Genomic DNA, 24,167 nt, shown 5'->3' with positions numbered 1-24,167 from the left:
ACCCCGGAAGGTTTTTCCGGGGTGCCGCCGGAAGCCCTGGCTACTGTCGCAGCAGACCGAGAACACCGCTGGGAGATGCGAACAACTCGTCTTGCATCAAATGGCTTTGGCTAATGACGCCCGTCCGTTCCACCCGTCTTCTTCAGGCAGAGAGATCGGAGATGGCACAGCCGTGAAGCCCGCACCGCAAGACCCCGCAGGAGCGCTCCAGGCCGTATCGCAGCGCCCCGTGACCGTCGAAGCCGCGGCTGGCTGGAGTTCGCTGCCGGACTGGCTCACGGTCCGCGCGCTGGTGATCGACACGGGCACCGGCCGTCGAGGTGAGGTGCAGCCGTGGCCTAACTACTCCGAGAAGCCGCCCACGAGTGCCTGGCTGCGGCCGGAGGGCGGCGGAAAGGAGTGGACCGCGCCGATCGGCGGCCTCCGGCCGGCCCGCGGCCAGCCGGCCGCGTGAAGCCTCAGCAGCTGTGGCAGCGGTTCGAGCGGGCCGCTGGAAGCTGCTTCCGCTGCGAACGGCTCGACGTCGAGGTGACCGTCATCGGGTCCATCGCCGTGGGCGACGTCGAGGTCGAGATCCACGCGTGCAGGAAGTGCGTTTTCCGCCTGGAGCAGCTGCACTGGGCCCTCATCGGACGACAGTCTCGGCCACTTGGCCGATAAGCCTTACATCTGTCAACTAACTGGCACAGAAGGGGGTTTCGCCATCGCCGACGGCAACGCCGAGGTCCTGGAGCAGAACGCCCAGCGGCGGGCAGCCGTGGAGGAGTTGGCGACCATCCCGTGGAAGGGGGCCGAGAACCGTGCTCGCCGGAAGGCGCTGAAGGCGGCGCTCGACGCGATGCCGGCCTTCCGCCGAGTCACCGGCCCGGCCACCCGCCAGCATGTGAAGGCCACGCTCCGGGCGTCCCTGAACGACGCGATCGGGCAGCAGATCATCACGTTCAACCCGGCAGCCCACGTCGAGATCGACCCGGTGCGCAAGCCGAAGGCGCTGGTGTGGACGGACGAGCGGGTCGCCAAGTGGGAACAGACCGGCGAGAAGCCCTCCCCCGTGATGGTTTGGACGCCGGAACAGACCGGCGCCTTCCTCGACTTCGTCGCCGGCGACCGGCTGTACGCGATGTGGCACCTGATCGCGTTCCGCGGGCTGCGGCGTGGAGAGGCGTGCGGGCAGCCCTGGTCGGAGACCAACCTCGACCGGCACTCCCTCACGGTCACCGGCCAGCTCGTCCAGGACGGCTGGGAGGTCGAGCCGTCCGAGCCGAAGACGGACAGCGGCTTCCGCGTCGTGGCCCTGGACGACGACACCGTCCACGTCCTGAAACGGCACCGCGAGCAGCAGGAGGCCGACCGTGCCGAGTGGGGCTCGGCCTGGGTGAACACCGGGCTCGTCTTCACCCAAGAGGACGGCTCCTGGCTTCACCCGAGCAAGGTGACCGACCTCTTCGAGCGCCTCGTCGCCGCCTCCGGCCTCCCGCCGATCCGGCTGCACGATCTCCGGCACGGCGCTGCCACGCTCATGCTGGCGGCCGACATCGACATCAAGATCGTGTCGGACACGCTCGGCCACAGCGACACCCGGATCACGCGCGACATCTACCAGAGCGTGCTCCCCCACGTCGGCAAGAGCGCCGCCGAGGCCACCGCGAAGCTTGTCCCGCTTCAGCGCAAGGCCGAGCAAGAAGCGCAGGTCCGCCAGGCCGCCGAGGAGGCGAAGAAGGCCCAGAAGGCGAAGACCAAGCGGAAGAAGAAGGCCAAGGGCAAGAAGGCCGCGAAGAAGGGCTGACGGCCGCTCCGCTCACGCATCGCTCACGCAAGCAAAGTCACTGCACCTCGGCCGTGTGACGCGCCATGCCCTGAGCAACAGAAAACCCCAGGTCACGGGCAATGTGACCTGGGGTTTCTCTGAGCCGCCTTCGGGATTCGAACCCGAGACCTACGCATTACGAGTGCGTTGCTCTGGCCAACTGAGCTAAGGCGGCAAGCCGTGCTTCCCATGGTGGGTGCAGCAGCGTCGCCAAGTCTACACAGTTTCGCGGGGTGCTCCGACCAGGGGCCCGGCAGGGCTATGAGCAGCGCTTTCCGTTGTTCGGGGCGGTGCCCTCCAGGAGGTACGTGTTGATCGCCGTGTCGATGCAGTCGCTGCCCCGGCCGTACGCGGTGTGGCCGTCGCCCTCGTAGGTGAGGAGGGTGCCCGAGGAGAGCTGGGAGGCCAGGGAGCGGGCCCACTTGTACGGGGTGGCCGGGTCGCGGGTGGTGCCGACGACGACGATCGGGGGCGCGCCGTCCGCCGTGATCCGGTGGGGGCGGCCCGTGGCGGGGGTCGGCCAGTAGGTGCAGTTCAGGGCCGCCCAGGCCAGGCCGCGGCCGAAGACCGGGGACTCCTTCTCGAACGACGGCACCGCCCGCTCCGCCGCCTCCGGGCCGGTGAAGGCGGGCGGCAGGTCCAGGCAGTTCACGGCCGCGTTCGCGGACATCAGGTTCGCGTACGAGCCGTCCGCCTCCCGCTCGTAGTAGCTGTCGGCCAGCGTCAGCAGCGCCGAGCCCTCGCCGCCCATCGCCCGCGTCAGCGCCTCCCGCAACTGGGGCCACGCCGCCTCGTCGTACATCGCGGCGATCACCCCCGTCGTCGCCAGCGACTCGCCCAGCTTCCGGCTCTCCCCCGTCGGCACCGGCTTCGCGTCCACCTCGCGGAAGAAGCCCCGCAGCGCCTCCGTGGCCGCCGGCACCGACCCCGTACCGAGCGGGCAGTCCGGCTTGCGCACGCAGTCCGCCGCGAACGCCTTGAACGCCGTCTCGAAGCCGCCCGTCTGGTCCCGGTTCAGCTCCTCGGCCGACAGCGACGGGTCCATCGCCCCGTCCAGCACCAGCCGCCCCGCCTTGTCCGGGAACAGCTCCGCGTACGTGGCGCCCAGGAACGTGCCGTACGACGCCCCCACGTAGTTCAGCCGCCGGTCGCCCAGCACCTCCCGCACCACGTCCATGTCCCGGGCCGCCGCCACCGTCGACACATGCGGCAGCACCCGCCCCGAGCGCTTCTCGCACGCCGCCGCGAATTCCCTGAACGCCGCCTCCAGCGCCCGCTGCTCGCCCGCGTCGTCCGGCGTCTGGTCCACCTGCGTGTACGCGTCCATCCGCGGGCCCGTCAGGCACTCGACCGGCTCGCTGCGGGCCACGCCCCTCGGATCCACGCCCACGATGTCGTACCGCGCCCGCACCTGCGCCGGGTAGCCGATGCCCGCGTACCCCTGGAGGTAGCCGACCGCCGAACCGCCCGGGCCGCCCGGGTTGACCAGCAGCGAGCCCAGCCGCTTGCCCGGCCCCGTCGCCTTCACCCGCGACACCGCCAGCTTCACGTCGCCCGCCGCGGGCCGCGCGTAGTCGAGCGGGACCAGCACCGTGCCGCACTGGAAGCCCGGCGCCCCGCAGGCCCGCCAGGTCACCCGCTGCCCGTAGTACTTCTCCAGGGCCGCCTTCGTGCCGCCAGCGGAGTGCGGCGCGGCGGCGTCGCTGCCGCTCGTGCAGCCGGACAGGATCAGACCGGCGGCCGTGAGGGCCGTGGCCGAGATGCGGAGCAGGCGCCTGGAGTCCATTCCCGGAGCGTATCCGGACGGGTACGCTCCGTGTCCAATCCGGGGGCCGTACCGCCGCCGCTCGGCTCAGTCCCGCAGCGCCATCGTCATCGCCTCCACCGCCAGCAGGGGCGCCACGTTCCGGTCGAGGGCCTCGCGGCAGGCGAGCACCGCCTCGATCCGGCGCAGCGTGCGCTCCGGCGTCGTGTCGCGGGCGATCGTCTCCAGCGCGTCCCGCACGTCCTCGTTCGCCAGCGGGCTCGCCGCGCGCAGCTGCACCGCCAGCACATCGCGGTAGAAGCCGGTCAGGTCGGTGAGCGCCAGGTCCAGGCTGTCGCGCTGCGTCCTCGTCCGCCGCCGCTTCTGCCGGTCCTCCAGCTCCTTCATCGCGCCCGCCGTGCCCCGCGGCATCCGGCCGCCCTTCACCGCGCCGAGCGCCGCCTTCAGGTCCTCGGCCTCCTTGACGTCGATCTCCTCCGCGACCTGCTTCGCGTCCTCCGCCGCCGCGTCCACCAGCTCTTGGGCCGCCCGCAGGCCGCCGCCCACGTCGCCGACCCGCTGCGGCAGCTTCAGCACCACCGCCCGGCGCGCCCGCGCCCGCTCGTCCGTCGCCAGCCGCCGGGCCCGCTCGATGTGCCCCTGCGTCGCCCGCGCCGCCGCCTGGGCCACCTGCGGCTCGATCCCGTCGCGCCGCACCAGCAGATCGGCGACCGCCGCCACCGACGGCGTCGTCAACGACAGGTGCCGGCAGCGGGAGCGGATCGTCGGCAGCACGTCCTCCAGCGAGGGCGCGCACAGCAGCCAGACCGTCCGCGGCGCGGGCTCCTCCACCGCCTTCAGCAGCACGTTCGCCGCGCCCTCGGTCAGGCGGTCGGCGTCCTCCAGGACGATCACCTGCCAGCGCCGTCCGGCCGGCGAGAGCTGGGCGCGCCGCACCAGCTCACGGGTCTCCTTCACGCCGATCGAGAGCACGTCCGTGCGGACCACCTCGACGTCGGCGTGGGTGCCGATCAGGGCCGTGTGGCAGCCGTCGCAGAAGCCGCAGCCCGGCGCCCCGCCCAACGCCCGGTCCGGGCTCACACACTGCAGCGCCGCCGCGAACGCCCGCGCCGCCGTGTCCCGCCCGGCTCCCGGGGGGCCCGTGAACAGCCAGGCGTGCGTCATCTTCGACGCCTCGGGAGCGGGCTCGCCTGCGGCCTGGGCGGTCACGAGCGCGTCGGCGTCCCGCGCGGCGGCGGAAAGCTGCTCCTCCACTCGCGCCTGTCCGATCAGGTCGTCCCATACGGCCATGCCCGCAGCCCTCCTCGGCCCTCCTCGCGTACCCGTCCCATTGTGGGGCACGGCACCGACAGCCCGGTCTGCCGTCAGGCCCTGTCCGCCGTCAGGCCCGGTCTGCCGTCAGGCCCGGTCTGCCGTCAGGCCCGGTCTGCCATCAGGCCCGGTCTGCCATCAGGCTCTGCCGTCAGGCGCGGTCCGTCGTCAAGCCCGGTCCGCCGTCAGGCGCGGTCCGTCGTCAAGCGCGGTCCGTCGTCAGACGCCCTCGGACCGGGCGGACCGCGCGGGCCGGGTCAGCCACAGGCCGACGCCCGCGCCGATCGCGACGACGCCCGAGCTCGCACTGCCGATCAGGTGGTCGACACCGCTGTAGCCGGAGAAGCTGGTGACGAAGACGTTCACGGCGATACCGGCGACGAGCAGCAGCCACAGCACGGGCCTCATGACGACCTCCAGAGGAGAGCAGGGGTACGCGGCGGGTGCCGCTGACACAGATCCTCGCCGTTCCGTGGCGCCCGCACAGCCGTGCGCTCCCCCGGACCGATGGTGTAGTCCGCTCCACCGTCCCGCCCCGGCCCGTCGCCTAGCCTGAACCCATGCGCGAGTCGATCAGGAGTGCGGCGACGGCGACGCTCCACCTGCTGCTCGGAGCCGTCGTCTCGCTGCTCTGCTACCTCATGATCGGCGTCGTCCTCTTCACCGCCGTCCTCTCCCTCACCGTCATCGGCGCCGGCGTGCTGCCGGAGAGCGTCCTGCTGCTGCGCCGGCTCGCCGGCTGGGAGCGCCGTCTCGCCGCCGCCCGTTCCGGGGCGCCGGTCCCGGAGGCGTATCTGCCGCTCGAAGGCCCGCTGCCCGAGCGCGTACGCACCGCCGTCGCCGACCCCTCCACCCTCGCCGACCTCCTCTGGATGGCGGCGAAGCTGCTGTACGGCATGGTCCTGCTGTACGCGGTGATGGTGCTGTGGGCGCCGGCCCTGCTCGTCGACGGGATGTGGACCGGCCTGCTGGGCCGCCGCCCGGTGCTGCTGCCGCTGATCGGCCGGCTCGCCGACCTGTCGGCCGACTGGTCGCGGACCCTGCTGACACCGGGCCCCGCCGCCGCCCGGGACGCCGTGCTGGCCGCCCGCGTCGAGCAGCTGACCGCGACCCGCGCGGGCGCGGTCGCCGCGCACGGCGCCGAACTCCGCCGCATCGAACGCGACCTGCACGACGGCGCGCAGGCCCGGCTCGTGGCGCTGTCCATGCGGATCGGGCTCGCGCGCCGGGCGTACGCCGCCGACCCGGAGGCGGCGCTCCGGCTGCTCGACGACGCCCAGGACCAGGCCGAGCAGGCACTCGCCGAACTGCGGCACGTCGTACGGGGCATCCACCCGCCGATCCTGACCGACCGGGGCCTGACCGGAGCCGTCCGGGCCCTCGCGGCGAGCAGCGGCCTGGAGGTGACGGTGACCACCGACGCGCTGGAGCCCGCGACCCCGGGGGCGGGACCGGGGCCGGGCGCGACCCCGGGGCCGGGACCGGACGCGGGACCGGGGCCGGACGCCCCGGGTGCCCCGAGCGCCTCGGGCACCCCAGGTGCCCCAGGTGCCCCAGGTGCCCCGGATACCCCCGACGCTCCCGTCACCCGCGCCCCCGCCGCCGTCGAGGCCGCCGCCTACTTCGCCGTCGCCGAGGCCCTCACCAACGCCGCCAAGCACAGCGGCGCCACCCGCGCCTCCGTCCTGCTCGCCCGCACCCCCACCGGTCTGCGTGCCGCCGTGCGGGACGAGGGGCGGGGCGGGGCCGAGGCGGCGGAGGGAGCCGGTTCGGGGCTGCTCGGGCTGCGCCGCCGGGTCGCCGCGCTCGACGGGACCGTACGCCTGACCAGCCCCGTCGGGGGCCCGACCGTGATCGAAGTGGAGCTGCCGTGCGTGTGGTGATCGCCGAGGACAACGCCCTCCTGAGGGAGGGGCTCGTCCTGCTGCTGACCTCGGCGGGGCACGAGGTGGCGGGGGTGGCGGCGACCGGCCCCGAGATCCTCCCGCTGCTCCTGGAGCACCGGCCCGACGTGGCCGTCCTGGACGTCCGGCTGCCGCCCGGCTTCCGCGACGAGGGCCTGCGCGCCGCGCTCGCCGCCCGCGCCGAACTCCCCGGCCTGCCGGTCCTCGTGCTCTCCCAGTACGTGGAGGAGACCTACGCCGCCGAGCTCCTCGGCGGCGGCGCCCGGGGCGTCGGCTACCTGCTGAAGGACCGGGTCGGCCGGGTGGACGAGTTCCTGGACGCCCTGGACCGGGTCGCCTCGGGCGGCACCGCGCTCGACCCCGAGGTGGTCACCGAGCTGATGGCCCGCCGCCGCGACGACCCGCTGGACTCGCTGACCCCGCGCGAGCGCGAGTGCCTGGAGCTGATGGCGCAGGGCCTCGACAACGCGACGATCGCCCGCTCGATGACGGTCACCGAGCGGGCCGTCCACAAGCACGTCGGCAACGTCTTCGCGAAGCTGGACCTGCCCCCGAGCGACAGCGGCCACCGCCGGGTCCTCGCGGTCCTGGCCTACCTCAACGCCTGAGCCGGGCGGCTGGGGCGGACGCCCGGGGCGGACTCCCGGGGCGGACGCCACGGGCGGGCTCCCGGGCCGAGCGCCTGAGCCGGTGGCGCCCCACGGAACCCACAGGACCTACAGAACCCACAGGCTCTACTGGCCCCACCGAGCCCTACCAGCTCCACCAGCCCCACGGGCCCCACGAGCCCCCTCGTCCGGCCCGAGCCCGCCCAGCCACACCGTCCCCGCGTACGTCGTCACGAGCACCGTCCCCGCGATCAGCCCCGCCTGCCACGGCGGCAGGTAGGGCAGGCCGCCGGTGAGCGCCCAGGCGAACGCGGTCAGCGGCAGCGCGGCGACGGCGGTGCCCAGCAGGAGCCCGGTCCCGGCGAGGAAGAGCGCCTCCAGCCGCAGCATCGCGCGCAGGCCCCGGCGGGCGGCGCCGACCCGCGCGAGGAGCCGCAGTTCGTCCCGGCGGCCCGCGCCGACGAGGGCGAGGGTGCTCAGTACGCAGAGCACCGTGAGCGCGCCGACCGCAGCGACGACGACCGCCGACACCAGGCTCCCCGCCGCCGCCCCGTCCGCGACGACCCGCTCCGGCTCCGGACCGGCCACGGCCCCGGGTACGGCCGCCCCGCCCGGCCCCGACACGAGCACCCGCGCGGGACGCGGATCGCCCATGTGCGCGGCCAGTTCGGCGGCGGGCAGCAGGAACTCGCCGAGCGCGAGCGAGCGTTCGTACACCGCGACCACGGTGAGCCGCCTCGGCGCCCCGTCGTCGAACCGCAGCTCCACCGTCGAACCGGGCCCCACCTCAAGGGAGTCGGCCCGGTCCGCGCCGACCGCGACCGTGCCGGGACGGGCGAGCCCCGCGAGGTCCCCGGCGACCGTGCCCGGGTCCAGCGCCCCGGGCAGACCGGCCGCGTCCACGCCCAGCACCGGCAGCCGGTCGAGCCGGGGCGCGCCCGCCTCGGTACCTGCCAGGACGACGCTGGACCGCAGCACGTCGGTCGCCGCCGTCACCCCGGGCAGCCGCCGCACCTCGGCCGCGGTGACCCCGGCGCGACCGGTGCCCCCGTCGGCACCGGAGCCGGACCCCGTCACCGCGAAGTCCGCCGTCATCGCCGTCCGCGCCTGCCGCTCCGCCGCGCGCTCGGCGGTGGCGCCCGCCGCGAGCTGGACGGTCGCGAAGGCCGTGACCAGGACGGCCGGGACCAGCGCGGCGCCGAGCCGGCGCGAGTGCGCCGCCGCCCCGGCCGAGGCGAGCCGCCCCGGCACCCCGCCGAAGCGGTTCAGCAGCGGCCCCGCCACCCGCATGGCCGCCGCCGCGATCCACGGCCCGAGCACCGCGCAGCCCGCCACGAGCGTCACCGTCGCCGCGCCCGCCGCGGCCCCGGCCGCCTCGCCGGACTGGAGGGTCGCGGTCCCGGCGGCCCCCGCGCCGAGCGCCAGCAGGGCGATGCCGAAGGCCGGCCGCGCCCCGCCGCCGGACGCCCGGCCCCGGCGCGCCAGGGCGCAGACGACCACGCCCCGCGCGAGCCCCAGGGTCAGGGCGGCGGTCAGCAGAACGGCCCCGAACAGCCAGACCGGGAGCGGGAGTTCGAGCGATCCGGGCAGCAGCCCGCGCGCGCCCAGTGCCGCCCGGAGCGCCAGGGCCGCCGGTACGGCGCCGAGCGCGCCGAGCACCGCCGCAACGCCCGCGACCCGGCTCACCTCGCGCCCGGCGGCGGCCCGCACCTGCCGGGGCGAGGCGCCGACGGCGTACAGCAACTCCCTTTCCCCCGCGCGCTGGTGGAGGGCCTGCGCGACGAGCGAGGTCAGGACGAGGGCGGCGACCAGGAGGACGGTCCCGGCCACGGCGGCGAGGAGCTGGAGCAGCACGTTCCGCGCGGGCAGGGCCCGCAGGTCCTCGACGCCGCCCCTGCCGTCCCCGGTGAAGGCCCGCGCCTCCCGCAGCCCGCCCGCGTCGAGGGCCTGCCGCACCCGCGCGTGGAGGGTGTCGACGGGTACGCCGGGCGCGGCCAGCACACCGATCGCGTCGTGGCGGCCGGGGTGCCCGGCGAGCCGTCGCGCCTCGGCGGCGCCGAAGTACAGCGTGGCGGCCGGCCCGTCGGCGAGCCCGACGACCCGGTACCCGGCCAGCTCCTGCCCGACGCGCACGCCGGAGCCGCCCCCGGCGACCACCTCGCCCGCCGCCCCGGGCGCCCGCCCCGCGGTGAGCCCGTACCCCCCGAGCCGGGCCGCGTCCCACGACCGCCCGGAGTACTCCCGTACGGCCGGGGCGCCCTCCGCACCCACCGGACGGGCATCATCCCGTACGCCCCCGGCGCCCTCCGCACCCACCGCACCGGCATCCCGTACGGGAAACCCGTCGTCCGGCACCACCGCCCGCACCCCCGGCACGCCCCGCAGCAGCTCCGCCGCCTTCGCCGGTACGCCGACCCGCTCGGTCAGCGGGGCCGTGGCGGTGGTCGGCTCGCCGCCCCAGGGGCGGGCGGTGTGCTGGACGCGCTGGTCGCCCGCGACCACCACGTCCGCCGCCGCGTACCGCTCCACGCGCGCGTGCCCGAGCCCCAGCGAGCCGGCGGTCACGGCGAGGGCGCCGAGCAGCAGCGAGACGAGCGCGACCGCGGCGAACACCGCCGCCCACTCGCGCCGGTGGACCCGCAGCGCCCGCGCGGCCAGCAGCCGCGCCGCGCTCATCGGGCCACCGCCGGGCGGCGCACCGCGCGGGCGGCTCCGGACCAGAACATCGCGCGGACCCGTTCGGCGTCGGGCCGCTCCACGACGCCCGTGATCCGGCCCCGGTGCAGGAAGACCGCCTCGTCCGCCCAGGCGGCGGCGGCCGGGTCGTGGGTGACCAGGACGACCGTGCGGCCGTGCTCGTCGACGGCGCGGCGCAGCAGGTTCAGGACCTCGGCGGCGGTGACGGGGTCGAGCGCGGCGGTCGGCTCGTCGGCGAAGACCACCTCGGGTTCGGTGACCAGCGCGCGGGCGACCGCGACCCGCTGCCGCTGCCCGCCGGAGAGCCTCTCGGGCCGGTCGCCCGCCCGGTCGGCCAGCCCCACGGCGGCCAGGCCCGCCAGCGCCCGGCCGTCGTCGGGGGCACCGGCGAGGAGCAGTGGGAGGGCGACGTTCTCGCGCGCGTCGAGCGCGGAGACGAGGTTGAGCGACTGGAAGACGAACCCGACCCGGTCGCGCCGCAGCCGGGTCAGTTCGGCGGGCTTCAGGCGCCCGAGGTCGGTGTCCCCGATCCGGACCGTGCCGGCCGTCGGGCGTTCCAGGCCGGCCGCACAGCGCAGCAGCGTGGACTTGCCGGAGCCCGAGGCGCCCATCACCGCGAGGAACCGGCCGCGCGGAACGGTGAGGCTCACCGAGTCGAGCGCGCGGAGCCCGCCGTCGTGGACCCGGCTCACCGCGTCGAGGGAAAGTGCTGTGGTCATACCGACCACGCTAGAAAAGCGCAGGTCAGGATGGTATGGCGCAGGCTGGCCGGTCGGGGGTGGAGCGGGCTCCACCCCCGACCGGGCCGGGCGCGTCAGCGGCGGCCCCGGCCGCCCTTCTCGCCGCGCCCGTCACGCCCGTCGCCGCGCTCCTCGTCGTGCGGCCCGAGGAGCTCGTCCGCGAGGGTCGGGAGGTCGTCCAGCGGGGTGTCCTCGGCCCAGTCGGAGCGGCGCTTGGGCCGCCCGTTCTCGTCGAGCTGGGGCAGCTCGCGGGTGCGGTCCTCGGAGCCCGCCGCGTCGGCGTCCCGGAAGAAGTCCTGCGGCACCCGGTCGGCCGGAGCGGTGTCCCGTACGGTCGGCAGCACCGCCGTCCGCTCGCTGTCGCTCTCCGCGGGGGCGCCCCCCTTGGCCGCACGGGTGTCCCGGGTGTCCCGGGTGTCCCGGACGCGGGGCAGGACCGCCGTCTCGTCGTCGAGGCGGACGATCGGAGTGGGGACGGTGACCTCGTTCGGGGACACGACGGGCGTGACGACGGTGACCTCGTGGTCCGGGGTCCCGGCCGATGCTCCGGCCGAAGTTCCGGCGGGGGTCCCGCCGGGCTTCACGATCGGCGTCTCGACGGTGACCTCGTTCGCCGACTCCTCGACGCTCCTCCGGGCACCCGAACCGGCACCCGAACCGGCACCGGCCTTGGCCTTGGCACCGGCGCCGGAACCGGCCCCAGTCCCGGCCCCGGCCGCGCCCCCGGCCACAGCCCCGCTCGCGCCCCGGGCACCGGACTCCGCCGCCCGCTGCCTCTTCTCCTCGGCGGCGCGGGCCGAGGCCCGCTCCTCCTCGGCCTTCACCTGCGCCGCCGCGGCGGCGGCCTTCCGCTGGGCCTCGGCCGCCAGCGCGGCGGCTGCGGCCTCCTCCTCGGCGGACTTGCGCGCGGCCTCCTCGGCTGCCTTGCGGGCGGCCTCCTCCGCAGCCTTCGCGGCGGCGGCCTCCGCCAGCCGGCGGGCCTCCTCCGCGCGGACCAGGGCCTCCTCGGCCTTGCGCTGCTTCTCCAGGCGCCGCTCCTCGGCCTCGGCGCGCAGCCGGGCCTCCTCCTCGGCCTGCTTGCGGCGCCGCTCCTCCTCCGCGAGGCGGGCCTTCTCCTCGGCCTCGCGCCGCTTGCGCTCCTCCTCGGCCGCGATCCGGGCCTCCTCGGCGCGCTGCCGGGCCTCCTCGGCCTGGCGCTCGGCCTCCAGGCGGCGGGCCTCTTCCTCCTCGGCCTTGCGGCGGGCCTCCTCCTCGGCGCGCAGCTTGGCGAGCTGCGCCTGGCGCTCGCGCTCCAGGCGCTCCTCCTCGGCCTTGCGGGCGGCCTCCTCCTCGGCGCGGCGGCGGGCGTCCTCCTCGGCCTTGCGGCGGGCCTCCTCCTGCGCCTTCACCTCGGCCTCGGAGAGCGGCAGGACCCGGTCGAGCCGGTGGCGCACGGCGGTGGTGACGGCCTCCGGCTCCTGGCCGGCGTCGACGACGAGGTAGCGGCCGGGGTCGGCGGCGGCGAGGGCCAGGAACCCGGCGCGCACGCGCGCGTGGAACTCCGGCGGCTCGGACTCCAGCCGGTCCGGCGCCTCGGTGAACCGCTCGCGGGCGGTCTCGGGCGACACGTCGAGGAGCACGGTGAGGTGCGGGACGAGGCCGTCGGTGGCCCAGCGGCTGATGCGGGCGATCTCGGTCGGCGAGAGGTCGCGGCCGGCGCCCTGGTAGGCGACGGAGGAGTCGATGTACCGGTCGGTGATGACGACGGCGCCCCGCTCCAGGGCGGGCTTGACCAGGGAGTCGACGTGTTCGGCGCGGTCGGCCGCGTACAGCAGCGCCTCGGCGCGGTTGGACAGGCCGGCGCTGGAGACGTCGAGCAGGATCGAGCGGAGCCGCTTGCCGATGGGCGTGGCGCCGGGCTCGCGGGTGACGACGACCTCGTGGCCCTTGGCCCTGATCCACTCGGCGAGGGCCTCGACCTGGGTGGACTTGCCGGCGCCGTCGCCGCCCTCCAGGGCGATGAAGAAGCCGGTCGGGGAGGGCGCCTGGGCCGGGTCGGCGCCGCGCAGGGCGTCGCCGAGGTCGCGGCGCAGCGGGACGCCCGCGCGGTCGTCGGTCTTGGCGAGGACGAGCGCGGCGACGGGCAGCAGCAGCGCGCCGACCAGGATCAGGGTGAAGGCGGCGCCGCCGTGGGCGAAGACGAAGGATCCGGAGGCGAGCCGGTGCGGCCCGATGGCGGCGGCGAGCAGCGGGGCGGCCAGCGCGCCCGCGCCCATCGCGGCGCGGGACACGGCCTGGAGGTGCTCGGTGACGCGGGGCCCGCGGGCCTCCTCGGTCTCCTGGTCGACGAGGCTGTGCCCGGTGCGGGCGGCGACCCCGGCGGCGTACCCGGCGAGGGCGGCCAGCGCGAGGACGGTGGCCGTGTCCGGGACCAGGCCCATGGCGAGCAGCGCGATGCCGGTGACGGCGACGGCGAGGGCGAGCAGGCGGCGCCGGGAGAGCGCGATGAGGACCGAGCCGGCGGTGCGGATGCCGAGGGCGGTGCCGCCGCTGAGCGCGAGGATCAGCAGCGTGTACGTGACGGGCCCGCCGCCCAGGTCGTAGGCGTGCAGGACGGCGACGGCCGCGGCGGCGGCGATGGCTCCGGCGACGGTGCCGCAGGCGAACACGAAGAACGGGAGGGCGCCGGTGCGGCCCTTCTCCGCGGGCAGCCGCAGGCCCTCCAGGGGCGAGCGGGGGCGCGGGGTCCGGCCGCCGGGCAGCGTGAGCGGGACCAGGACGGAGAGGGAGGCGGCGAACAGCCCGGCGGCGACGTAGGAGCCGAGGGCTGCCTGGTGCCGCGAGAACCAGTCGACGCCGCTGCCGAGCAGGTTGCCGACGAGGGTGGCGAGCAGCAGGACGCCGGCGGCGGCGGGCACGGCGAGGAAGCCGGTGCGCAGGCTGAGGGTGCGCAGCGCGCCCAGGTGGTCCGGGAGCGGGCGGACGGCGGCGCCCTCGATCGGCGGGGCGGGCAGCAGCGCGGGGGCGGCGCCGTCCTTGGCGATGGTCCAGAGGCGTTCGGCCGCTCCGGTGACGAAGACGGTGCCGAGCAGGAACCAGAGCGCCTTGTCGGAGGTCCAGTCGATCCACAGCGGGGCGACGACGAGCAGCGCGAGCCGCAGTCCGTCGGCGCCGACCATGGTCCAGCGGCGGTCGAGCGGGCCGTCGGGCGCGGTCAGCGCGGTGAGCGGGCCGAGCAGGACGGCGCCGAAGAGGACGGCGGCGAGGATCCGCGTACCGATGACGGCGGCGACGGCGAAGGCCGCGCCCCGGTAGCCCCCGCCGAGGGCGCCTTCGGCCACGGCGGCCTGGAGCCCGAGCAGGAGGAGCACGAGGACGGCGAGCGCGTCGCCGGTGCCGCCGAGGGCCTGGGCGCTCCACAGCCGCCGCAGCGGCTGGTGGCGCAGCAGGGAGCGGACGGCGCGCTCCCGGGAATCGGCGACGAGTGCGGCGGTGGTGTCTGGCTGCTCTGCTCGCGTCATCCGTCCACCCTATCCGGACGCCCTTGCTCCCCGCGGCCTCCGCCCGAACAAACAGACGGGGAGGGCAGGGGCCGCGGCCCCTGCCCTCCCCGTCGCGGGACGAGCGTCACTCGCCGTCGGCCGCCGCCGTCGTCGAGGCGGAGGCGGCGGTCTTCTTCGCCGCCGTGGCCTTGGCCGTCGTGGTCTTCTTGGCCGTCGTGGTCTTCTTGGCGGCCGTCTTCTTCGCCGCGGCCGTCTTGGTCGCGGTGGTCTTCTTCGCGGCGGTCTTCTTCGCCGGGGCCTTCTTGGCGGGCGCCTTCTTGGCCGCCTTCTTCGCCGGACCCTTGGCCCGCTTCTCGGCCAGCAGCTCGTAGCCGCGCTCGGGCGTGATCGTCTCGACGCTGTCGCCGGTGCGCAGGGTCGCGTTGGTCTCGCCGTCCGTCACGTACGGGCCGAAGCGCCCGTCCTTGACGACCACGGGCTTCTCGCTGACGGGGTCGGTGCCGAGCTCCTTGAGCGGGGGCTTGGCGGCGGCGCGGCCACGCTGCTTGGGCTGGGCGTAGATCGCCAGCGCCTCGTCGAGCGTGATCGTGAACAGCTGCTCCTCGTCGGTGAGCGACCGCGAGTCGGTGCCCTTCTTGAGGTACGGGCCGTAGCGGCCGTTCTGCGCCGTGATCTCGACGCCTTCGGCGTCGGCGCCGACGACACGGGGCAGCGACATCAGCCGGAGCGCCTCGTCGAGGGTCACCGTGTCGATGGACATCGACTTGAAGAGGGAGGCGGTGCGCGGCTTGACCGCGTTCTTGCCGGTCTTCGGGGTGTTCTCGGGGAGGATCTCGGTGACGTACGGGCCGTAGCGGCCGTCCTTGGCGACGATCGGGTTGCCGCTGACCGGGTCGGTGCCCAGCTCGAAGTCGCCGCTCGGCTTGGCGAGCAGCTCCTCCGCGTAGGCGACGGTCAGCTCGTCGGGCGCGAGGTCCTCGGGGACGTCGGCGCGCTGGTGGCCCTCCTGGTCCTTCTCGCCGCGCTCCACGTAGGGGCCGTAGCGGCCGACGCGCAGCACGATGCCGTCGCCGACGGGGAAGGAGGAGATCTCGCGGGCGTCGATGGCGCCGAGGTCGGTGACGAGCTCCTTGAGCCCGCCGAGGTGGTCGCCGTCGCCGTTGCCCGCGTCGGCGGCGCCGCCCGCGCCCTCGGCGCCGGAGCCGCCCTCACCGAAGTAGAAACGCTTCAGCCACGGCACCGCCTGGGCCTCGCCGCGCGCGATGCGGTCGAGGTCGTCCTCCATCTTGGCGGTGAAGTCGTAGTCGACGAGCCGCCCGAAGTGCTTCTCCAGGAGGTTGACGACGGCGAAGGAGAGGAAGGACGGGACGAGCGCCGTCCCCTTCTTGAAGACGTAGCCGCGGTCGAGGATGGTGCCGATGATCGAGGCGTACGTCGAGGGGCGCCCGATCTCGCGCTCTTCGAGCTCCTTGACCAGGCTGGCCTCGGTGTAGCGGGCCGGCGGCTTGGTCGCGTGGCCGTCGACGGTGATGTCCTCGGCGGCGAGCGCGTCGCCCTCGGCGACCTGCGGCAGGCGCCGCTCGCGGTCGTCGAGCTCGGCGTTCGGGTCGTCGGCGCCTTCGACGTACGCCTTCATGAAGCCGTGGAAGGTGATCGTCTTGCCGGAGGCGGAGAACTCGACGTCGCGGCCGTCGGCGGCGGCGCCGGCGATCTTCACGGTGACGGAGTTGCCGGTGGCGTCCTTCATCTGGGAGGCGACGGTCCGCTTCCAGATGAGCTCGTAGAGGCGGAACTGGTCGCCGGTCAGGCCGGTCTCCGCCGGGGTGCGGAAACGATCACCCGAAGGACGAATCGCCTCGTGCGCCTCCTGGGCGTTCTTGACCTTACCGGCGTAGACGCGCGGCTTCTCCGGCAGGTAGTCGGCGCCGTAGAGCTGCGTGACCTGGGCGCGGGCGGCGCCGACGGCCGTGTCGGACAGGATCGTGGAGTCCGTACGCATGTAGGTGATGAAGCCGTTCTCGTACAGCTTCTGCGCCACCTGCATGGTCGCCTTCGCGCCGAAGCCCAGCTTCCGGCTCGCCTCCTGCTGGAGGGTCGTGGTGCGGAAGGGGGCGTACGGGGAGCGGCGGTACGGCTTCGACTCGACCGAGCGGACGGCGAAGCGGGTGTCGGCGAGGGAGGCGGCGAGCGCGCGGGCCTTCTCCTCGTCGAGGTGGAGCACGTTCTCGCTCTTCAGGCGGCCGTCGGCACCGAAGTCACGGCCCTGCGCGACGCGCTTGCCCTCGACCGTCGCGAGACGCGCGACCAGCGAGGACGGGTCGGAGGGGTCACCGGCGCGGCCGGTGGCGAAGGTGCCGGTGAGGTCCCAGTACTCGGCGGAGCGGAAGGCGATGCGCTCGCGCTCGCGCTCGACGACGAGCCGGGTCGCGACGGACTGCACGCGGCCGGCGGACAGGCCCCGCATGACCTTCTTCCACAGGACCGGCGAGACCTCGTAGCCGTAGAGGCGGTCGAGGATGCGGCGGGTCTCCTGGGCGTCGACCATGCGCTTGTTCAGCTCGCGCGGGTTGGCGACGGCCTGCTGGATCGCGTCCTTGGTGATCTCGTGGAAGACCATCCGGTGGACCGGGACCTTGGGCTTCAGGACTTCCTGGAGGTGCCACGCGATGGCCTCGCCCTCGCGGTCCTCATCGGTGGCGAGGAAGAGCTCGTCGGACTCGGCGAGCAGCTCCTTCAGCTTTCTGACCTGGGCCTTCTTGTCGGCGTTGACGACATAGATGGGCTGGAAGTCATGGTCGACGTCGACACCGAGGCGGCGCACCTCGCCGGTGTACTTCTCGGGCACCTCGGCGGCGCCGCTCGGGAGGTCGCGGATGTGCCCGACGCTCGCCTCGACGACGTAGCCGGGGCCGAGGTACCCCTTGATCGTCTTCGCCTTGGCAGGCGACTCGACGATGACGAGTCGACGGCCGCCCTGTGCGGTCTCGCTGGTCGGGGACAACTTGGCTCTTCTCTCCGGTCGACGCTCTCCGGCACGCACTGCGTACGTACGGTGCTGGCTCGCACGGCGGTGGCACTCGGGTGACACTGCCGTCGCTGCGGAGTGTGACGGTACAACCCGCCCCCGTGTCAAACGGCGAAAGCCCGCAACGGCCACTCGAACGGTAACCCGACTCCTGCCCTTCCTGCCGCCCGGACTGCCGGACCGGCGGGGCGAGGCTTCCGCCGGGGCGCCCTCACGGACGTCCGAAGCACCAGATCCCGAGAAGGAGGAAGGCCACGCCGGAGAGGCCCGCCAGGACGGCGGCGGACCTCGGCGCGACGCCGAGCGCGACGGGCTCGCCCTGCGCCACCCGGACCCCCGTCCACACCAGCAGGGCGGCTCCGAACAGCGTGAACGCCCCTCCCGCGAAGATCGCCGGCCCGCTCTCCATGCCCGTACCCCGTTCCGCTCGCGTGCCGTCTCCGGCTCCCTGGAGCGAGGCTGGCACCCCCCGGCGTCAGCGGAGCGAATTCGCGGTGAACGCCACGGAGCCGCCCGGCCGGTTTCACGAGGATGGCCGGTACTCCCCGGTACTCCCCGGTACGCCCGGCCTTCTTCGTCACGTCCTCACGCGGACCGGACGGGCGGGCGGACGGGCGGACGGGCGAGCGGGGCGAGCCGGGCGAGCCGGGCGGGCGGACGGGCAGCCGGGCGAGACGGACGGGCGGACGGGCAGCCGGGCGAGACGGACGGGCGGACGGGCAGCCGGGCGCAGGGACGGAGCGGACGGGCAGCCGCCGCCGGTCCCGGAACCGCGCCCGCTGACCGCCAGGCCCCGGGACCGCGCCCGCTCAGACCACCGGCAGCAGGAAGCCCTCCTCGACCAGGAGGCGGATCGCCTGCGGGGTGCGGTCGCGCAGCAGCACCGGGTCCTCGCCGGTGAGCTGCCCGATGGCGTCGAGGATCCGCCCGGCGCTGAGCGTGCCGTCGCAGACGCCGGCGAACCCGGCCGCCACGTGATCCACCCGGGTGGCCCGCCGCATCCCCCGGTTCTGCCGCAGCAGCACGTGCTCGGGGTCCTCGGCGCCGGGCAGCCCGACCTGTTCCTGGACCACCTCGGGCGCGAGGGTGAACCGGTCGGCGAGCAGGCCCGCGTCGTCCCGGCCGCGCAGATAGTCCTGGCGCTCGAAGTGGGCGCGCACGGTGTCGCCGAGGGGCTGCTCGACGGGGTGCGGCCACTCCTCGACGACGATCGAGGGCTCGGCGTCGCCGGCGGCCACGGCCGCGCTCTTGCGCAGGGTGATCCAGCCGAAGCCGATCCCCTTGGTCTTCCGCGCCTCGAACTCGTCGAGCCACCGCCCGTACGCCTCCCGGTACGCGTCCGGGTCGCCGCGGTGGTCGCCGCTGTCCCGCAGCCACAGCTCGGTGTACTGGGTGACGTCCTGGACCTCGCGCTGCACGATCCAGGCGTCGCAGCCGCGCGGCACCCAGGAGCGCAGCCGGTCCTGCCACTCCTCTCCCTCGACGTGCTGCCAGTTGGCGAGGAACTGCGCGTATCCGCCGTCGTTGAGCCGCTCCCCCGCCTCCTGCACGAGGGTGCGGCACAGGTCGTCGCCGCCCATGCCGCCGTCCCGGTAGGTGAGCCCGGCGCCCGGGGAGATCACGAACGGCGGGTTGGAGACGACCAGGTCGTACGTGTCGCCGTCGACGGGCTCGAAGAGCGAGCCGGTCAGCAGCTCGGCGCCCCTGGCCCCGGACAGGGCGAGGGTGAGGCGGGTGAAGTCGAGGGCGCGCGGATTGAGGTCGGTGGCCGTGACCAGCGTGGCGTGCTGCGCGGCGTGCAGCGCCTGGATGCCGGAGCCGGTGCCGAGGTCGAGCGCGGTGGCGACGGGGGTCCGGACGGTGATCCCGGCGAGGGTGGTGGAGGCCCCGCCGACCCCGAGGACGACCCCTTCGTCCTTCTTGCCGATGCCCCCGGCCCCGCCGACCGCGCAGCCCAGGTCGGAGACGATGAACCAGTCCTCGCCGTCGGGCCCGCCGTACGGCCGGACGTCGACGCTCGCGCGCACGGAGCCGTCCTCCCGGACGACCCAGCCGTCGGCGAGCGCCTCCTCCAGCGGCAGCGCGGCGGCGGCACGCTCGGACGCGACGGCGTCCTGGAGCAGGAAGAGCCGGACGAGGGTCTCCAGCGGGGAGTCCCCACGGGTCGCCCGGAGGGCCGGGACCGTCTCGCTGCGGGCGAGCGCGGCATAGGCCTGGGCGCCGAGCAGGTCGAGCAGACCGTCGGCGGTGAAGTCGGCGGCGAGCAGCGCCTCACGCAGTCGGGCGGCGTGCGTGGGCACCGGGAGGCTGGGGGTCGTGCTGGTCGTACTCACGTGCCCCATTGTGACGGGCACCACCGACAACGGCCGCCACCGACAGCCGCGTACGCGCCACGGCCGCTCCGGACGGGCCCCGTACGGACCCGTCGGACGCGGCCCGGACGCGCCGTGGACGCGGACGCGTCACGGACGGGCGTCGGCGGGACCCTGGACGCGCCGGAGGGCCGGCCCCGCGCCGCGCGCCGGACCGGCCCTCCTCCCGGCGCCCTACGGCTCGGCCGAGGCGTTGGCCTACAGCTCGGCCGAGGCGTTGGCCTACAGCTTGGCCGAGGTGGTGGCCTTGGTGTCGGGCGTGGAGCCGGCCTTCGGCGAGGCCGAGGTGCTCGGCTTGGCGGAGCCCTGGGGCGTCTGGCAGCTCGGCTGCTTCGCCATGGCCTGTCCGAGCTCGCCGGCCTGGAGCTTGGCGACGGCGTCCTGGTCCATGTTCTGGATCTTGCCCAGGCCCTCGGAGACGGCCTTGAGGCCGTCCGCGAACTTCTGCTGGTTCGACGTGTCCAGCGCGTCGACCTGCTTCTTCAGGCCCTCGTACGCCACGGCCGTGGCGTTGAACTGCTTGATCGCGTCCTGCTGGATCTTCTCGCCGTTGTCGACCGGCGGCGCTCCCGCGCTCTCGACGGCCTTGGCCAACGCGCGGTCGGCGGCGGCGATGTCGGCGAAGGCCTTCGAGTCGGCGGCCTTGATCGTCTCGGGCTTGCCGTCGGCGGCCGTGGAGATGATCAGCTGGTTGGCGTCGGCCCGCTTCTGGATCTGCGGCTGCGCCTGGTCGCAGAACGTCTTCGCCCAGTCGTTCACCTTGTCGCCCTTGTCGTCACTGCAACCCGACAGCGCGAGCACCAGTACCGCACCGCAGGACAGCGCGGCGGCTAGCTTCTTGTTCACCGGATCGGTCCCTTCCAAGGCTCTCGGCCCCGGAACATACACGCCGTACGGATGACTTCCACCGATCGTGCGACCGATTCATCCAATATTGCAGCCTTTTACACCAAGGGTACAGGGGCGGAGGTCACGTCAGAAGACAGGCTCGGCCCTCACCTTGACCGAACGTCACCGAATGACGCCGACCCCTCGGGAGGACCCGTTCCGCTCCGCCGGACCGCCCTCCACGGCCACCGAACGCCGCTTGGAGAACCGCACCGCGCCCACGATCACCAGCAGCGCCAGGGCGGCGATCAGGGCGCGCAGACCGGCGCTGGCGCCGTCCCCGTAGCTGAACCGCACCACGGCGGGCGCGATCAGCAGCGCGACCAGGTTCATGACCTTCAGGAGCGGGTTGATCGCGGGCCCCGCGGTGTCCTTGAAGGGGTCGCCGACCGTGTCCCCGATGACGGTCGCGGCATGCGCCTCGCTGCCCTTGCCGCCGTACAGGCCGTCCTCGACCAGCTTCTTCGCGTTGTCCCAGGCGCCACCGGAGTTGGCGAGGAAGACGGCCATCAGCGCGCCCGTGGCGATGGCCCCGGCGAGGTACGCGCCGAGCGCGCCGACGCCCAGCGCGAAGCCGACCGCGATCGGCGCGAGGACGGCGAGCAGCCCGGGCGTGGCGAGCTCGCGCAGCGCGTCCTTGGTGCAGATGTCCACGACCCGGCCGTACTCGGGCTGTTCGGTGCGGTCCATGATCCCGGGGTGCTCCCGGAACTGCCGCCGCACCTCGTAGACCACGGCGCCCGCCGAACGCGACACGGCGTTGACGGCGAGCCCGGAGAAGAGGAAGACGACGGCGGCGCCGAGCACCATCCCGAACAGGTTGTTGGGCTGCGAGATGTCCATGGAGAGATTCATCTCACCGGCCTTGGCCCCGACTTCGGCGACCGAGGTGGCGATCGCGTCGCGGTACGAGCCGAAGAGCGCGGCCGCGGCGAGCACGGCGGTGGCGATGGCGATGCCCTTGGTGATCGCCTTGGTGGTGTTGCCGACGGCGTCGAGCTCGGTGAGGACCCGCGCCCCGGCGCCCTGGACGTCGCCGGACATCTCGGCGATCCCCTGGGCGTTGTCGGCGACGGGACCGAAGGTGTCCATCGCCACGATCACCCCGACCGTGGTCAGCAGCCCGGTGCCGGCGAGGGCGATCGCGAACAGCGCGAGCATGACGGAGCCGCCGCCGAGCAGGAACGCCCCGTAGACGGCGAGGCCGATCAGCAGCGCCGTGTAGACGGCGGACTCCAGGCCGAGCGAGACGCCCGCCAGGACGACGGTCGCGGGGCCGGTCAGCGAGGACTTCCCGATGTCCCGGACGGGGCGCCGGCCGGTCTCCGTGAAGTAGCCGGTGAGCTGCTGGATCAGCACCGCCAGCACGATGCCGATGGCGACCGCGACGAGCGCCAGGACCCGCGGATCGCCCTCGTGGCCGGGGATGCCGGGGTCGGTGACGCCTTCGAGGCCGGCGTAGGAGGACGGCAGGTAGGCGAAGGCGGCGACGCCGACGAGGACCAGCGAGATCAGGGCGGAGAGGAAGAAGCCCCGGTTGATGGCGGTCATCCCGCCGCGGTCGGCGCGCCGGGGGGAGACGGCGAAGATCCCCGCCATGGCGGTCACGACGCCGATCGCGGGCACCATGAGCGGAAAGGCGAGGCCCTGGTCCCCGAAGGCGGCCATGCCGAGGATCAGGGCGGCGACCAGCGTGACGGCGTACGACTCGAAGAGGTCGGCGGCCATGCCCGCGCAGTCGCCGACGTTGTCGCCCACGTTGTCGGCGATGGTGGCGGCGTTGCGCGGGTCGTCCTCGGGGATGCCCTGCTCGACCTTGCCGACGAGGTCGGCGCCGACGTCGGCGGCCTTGGTGAAGATGCCGCCGCCCACCCTCATGAACATCGCGATGAGCGCGGCCCCGAGCCCGAAGCCCTCCAGGACCTTGGGCGCCTCGGCGGCGTAGACGAGGACGACGCAGGAGGCGCCGAGCAGGCCGAGGCCGACGGTGCACATGCCGACGGCGCCACCCGTACGAAACGCGATCTTCATCGCCCGGTGAGCCACATCTGTCAGGTCCCGTTCCGGTTCCCCGGGTCCGGGGGTGGCGTCCCGGGCCGCGGCGGCGACCCGCACGTTCGCGCGGACGGCGAGCCGCATCCCGAGATACCCGGTGAGCGCCGAGAAGAGCGCGCCCACCAGGAAGAACAGCGACCGTCCGGCCCGCTGCGACCAGTTGTCGGCGGGCAGCAGGAACAGCAGGAAGAACACGACGACGGCGAAGACGCCGATGGTACGGAGCTGCCGGGCGAGATAGGCGTTGGCGCCCTCCTGCACGGCCGCCGCGATCCGCCGCATGGATTCCGTGCCCTCACCGGCCGCCAGCACCTGCCGGACCAGGATCCGTGCCACGACCAGCGCGGCGAGCGCCACGGCCGCGACGACGCCCACGACGACCCGGTTCTCCTGAGTGAGCACCGCGGCTGCGAGACCCGCCATTCGTCCTCCTGACGTACGCGAGGCCAAGACAGGGCGGAGTCTAAGAAGAAATTCGTGCCAAAAGGTGACAACGACTAACAACAGCGGCACGCATACCGCCGAACGCGCTAACACTCCCCCGTGAACGAGGAAGAGGCCCCGCACAAGGCGGGACCTCTTCCTCCTGCTTCTTCGGACCGCTGCGGATCAGGCGAGGGCTGCGTCCGGGTGGGCGGGCCAGCTCATGCGGATGGTGCCGCCGTCCTCGCCGGCGCTCACCTCCACGTCGTCGACGAGCCCGCGGATCACCGCGAGACCCATCTCGTCCTCACCGTCCGCGTCGTCGAAGTCCTCGGCCGGGGCGGCGTCCCTCGCCCCCGGCACACCGGCGGCGTCGGCCGCCGCCACACCCGCGCCCGGCACCTCGTCGCCCACCTCGATGGAGAAGGTCTTCTCCTCCTCGGTGAGCACGACGCGGACGGGGGTGGTGACCCCGTTGCTGCGGTGCAGCCCGACCGCGCGGGAGCACGCCTCGCCGACTGCGAGTCTGACCTCGTCGAGGACCGCCTCGTCGACCCCGGCCCGGCGGGCGACCGCGGCGGCCACGAGACGGGCCGTGCGGACGTGCTCGGGCTGAGCGCTGAAGAGGAGTTCAACGGTGGCCATGAGATCCCCCTGGGGTCCTGGGCGGCTACACGGATCAGTCGGCCGCGTTGACGGCCTCTTCGACCGAGGTGTGGATCGGGAACACCTTGGTGAGTCCGGTGATCCGGAAGATCTTCAGGATGCGCTCCTGGTTGCACACCAGACGCAGCGACCCCTCGTGCGCGCGCACGCGCTTCAGACCGCCCACCAGCACGCCGAGGCCGGTCGAGTCGAGGAAGTCCACGCCTTCCATGTCGACAACCAGGTGGTAGCTGCCGTCGTTCACCAACTCGACCAACTGCTCGCGCAGCTTGGGCGCGGTATACACATCAATCTCGCCACCGACCTCGACGACCGTGCGGTCGCCAGACGGGCCGGGCACAGTGCGAGTCGACAGAGACAGGTCCACGGGTCCTCCAGCACCTAGCTATCGAGCGGCCGTCCCTCGGAACTCCCGTGCGGAGTC

General features: G+C 74.3%; 16 protein-coding genes, 1 tRNA gene and 1 pseudogene. 3 read left to right on the top strand and 15 right to left on the bottom strand.

Features of this window, described 5'->3' with window-relative positions; translation table 11 throughout:
* Positions 1-342: 342 nt before the first annotated feature.
* Entirely contained in the window at positions 343-618 is a 276-nt protein-coding gene (locus ACZ6J5_RS22015) for a hypothetical protein (RefSeq protein ID WP_469393962.1), read from the bottom strand.
* A gap of 82 nt (positions 619-700) precedes the next feature.
* Between ACZ6J5_RS22015 and ACZ6J5_RS22010 the strand changes: the two are divergent.
* A pseudogene (locus ACZ6J5_RS22010) lies at positions 701-1,786 on the top strand (tyrosine-type recombinase/integrase); the annotation flags it as partial.
* 122 nt (positions 1,787-1,908) lie between these two features.
* Here ACZ6J5_RS22010 and ACZ6J5_RS22005 read toward each other — a convergent pair.
* The 4 genes from ACZ6J5_RS22005 to ACZ6J5_RS21990 form a co-directional block, all read right to left on the bottom strand.
* Positions 1,909-1,982, bottom strand: a tRNA-Thr gene (locus tag ACZ6J5_RS22005).
* 84 nt (positions 1,983-2,066) lie between these two features.
* Complete coding sequence (locus ACZ6J5_RS22000; protein WP_469393960.1) at positions 2,067-3,593, bottom strand: alpha/beta hydrolase; 1,527 nt, start codon at positions 3,591-3,593, stop codon at positions 2,067-2,069.
* Between the two features lie 66 nt (positions 3,594-3,659).
* On the bottom strand, positions 3,660-4,862 hold the full coding sequence (locus ACZ6J5_RS21995) for a DNA polymerase III subunit delta' (RefSeq protein WP_469393958.1): 1,203 nt from the start codon (positions 4,860-4,862) through the stop codon (positions 3,660-3,662).
* Positions 4,863-5,102: 240 nt separating this feature from the next.
* On the bottom strand, positions 5,103-5,291 hold the full coding sequence (locus tag ACZ6J5_RS21990; RefSeq protein ID WP_469393956.1) for a hypothetical protein: 189 nt from the start codon (positions 5,289-5,291) through the stop codon (positions 5,103-5,105).
* 152 nt (positions 5,292-5,443) lie between these two features.
* Here ACZ6J5_RS21990 and ACZ6J5_RS21985 point away from each other — a divergent pair, with 152 nt between their 5' ends.
* Both ACZ6J5_RS21985 and ACZ6J5_RS21980 read left to right on the top strand, forming a co-directional pair.
* On the top strand, positions 5,444-6,766 hold the full coding sequence (locus ACZ6J5_RS21985; protein WP_469393954.1) for a sensor histidine kinase: 1,323 nt from the start codon (positions 5,444-5,446) through the stop codon (positions 6,764-6,766).
* Positions 6,754-7,395: a LuxR C-terminal-related transcriptional regulator gene (locus ACZ6J5_RS21980; protein WP_469393952.1), complete on the top strand. Its 642-nt coding sequence runs from the start codon at positions 6,754-6,756 to the stop codon at positions 7,393-7,395. The genes ACZ6J5_RS21985 and ACZ6J5_RS21980 overlap by 13 nt, the downstream gene beginning before the upstream one ends.
* Positions 7,396-7,521: 126 nt before the next feature.
* Here the strand turns inward: ACZ6J5_RS21980 and ACZ6J5_RS21975 are convergent, their stop codons facing one another.
* The 10 genes from ACZ6J5_RS21975 to bldG all read right to left on the bottom strand — a co-directional run bounded on the left by ACZ6J5_RS21975 (position 7,522) and on the right by bldG (position 24,110).
* The gene (locus ACZ6J5_RS21975; protein ID WP_469393950.1) at positions 7,522-10,071 is read right to left on the bottom strand and encodes an FtsX-like permease family protein; all 2,550 of its coding nucleotides are present in this window, start codon (positions 10,069-10,071) and stop codon (positions 7,522-7,524) included.
* Positions 10,068-10,811, bottom strand: a complete 744-nt coding sequence (locus ACZ6J5_RS21970; RefSeq protein WP_469393948.1) for an ABC transporter ATP-binding protein — start codon at positions 10,809-10,811, stop codon at positions 10,068-10,070. Before ACZ6J5_RS21970 ends, ACZ6J5_RS21975 begins: the two co-directional genes overlap by 4 nt.
* Before the next feature lie 95 nt (positions 10,812-10,906).
* Positions 10,907-14,332, bottom strand: a complete 3,426-nt coding sequence (gene tmk, locus ACZ6J5_RS21965; RefSeq protein ID WP_469393946.1) for a dTMP kinase — start codon at positions 14,330-14,332, stop codon at positions 10,907-10,909.
* A gap of 106 nt (positions 14,333-14,438) precedes the next feature.
* The gene (gene topA, locus ACZ6J5_RS21960) at positions 14,439-17,315 is read right to left on the bottom strand and encodes a type I DNA topoisomerase (RefSeq protein ID WP_469393944.1); all 2,877 of its coding nucleotides are present in this window, start codon (positions 17,313-17,315) and stop codon (positions 14,439-14,441) included.
* Between the two features lie 235 nt (positions 17,316-17,550).
* A complete protein-coding gene (locus ACZ6J5_RS21955; protein ID WP_469393942.1) occupies positions 17,551-17,748 on the bottom strand; it encodes a hypothetical protein in 198 nt (65 codons plus the stop codon).
* Between the two features lie 400 nt (positions 17,749-18,148).
* Entirely contained in the window at positions 18,149-19,681 is a 1,533-nt protein-coding gene (locus tag ACZ6J5_RS21950) for a DUF7059 domain-containing protein (protein WP_469393940.1), read from the bottom strand.
* A gap of 252 nt (positions 19,682-19,933) precedes the next feature.
* A complete protein-coding gene (locus ACZ6J5_RS21945) occupies positions 19,934-20,557 on the bottom strand; it encodes a small secreted protein (RefSeq protein ID WP_469393939.1) in 624 nt (207 codons plus the stop codon).
* 165 nt (positions 20,558-20,722) lie between these two features.
* Positions 20,723-23,077, bottom strand: coding sequence for a sodium-translocating pyrophosphatase (locus ACZ6J5_RS21940; protein ID WP_469393937.1), 2,355 nt, complete (start codon positions 23,075-23,077; stop codon positions 20,723-20,725).
* A 186-nt stretch (positions 23,078-23,263) separates the two neighbouring features.
* Complete coding sequence (locus ACZ6J5_RS21935) at positions 23,264-23,722, bottom strand: ATP-binding protein (protein ID WP_469393935.1); 459 nt, start codon at positions 23,720-23,722, stop codon at positions 23,264-23,266.
* A gap of 34 nt (positions 23,723-23,756) precedes the next feature.
* On the bottom strand, positions 23,757-24,110 hold the full coding sequence (gene bldG / locus ACZ6J5_RS21930) for an anti-sigma factor antagonist BldG (protein ID WP_046910178.1): 354 nt from the start codon (positions 24,108-24,110) through the stop codon (positions 23,757-23,759).
* Positions 24,111-24,167: the final 57 nt, after the last annotated feature.

It is taken from the genome of Streptomyces sp. NPDC042100, from assembly GCF_055582325.1.
The sequence above is the reverse complement of the archived record's forward strand: the minus strand, read 5'-3'. Positions and strand labels throughout refer to the sequence as shown.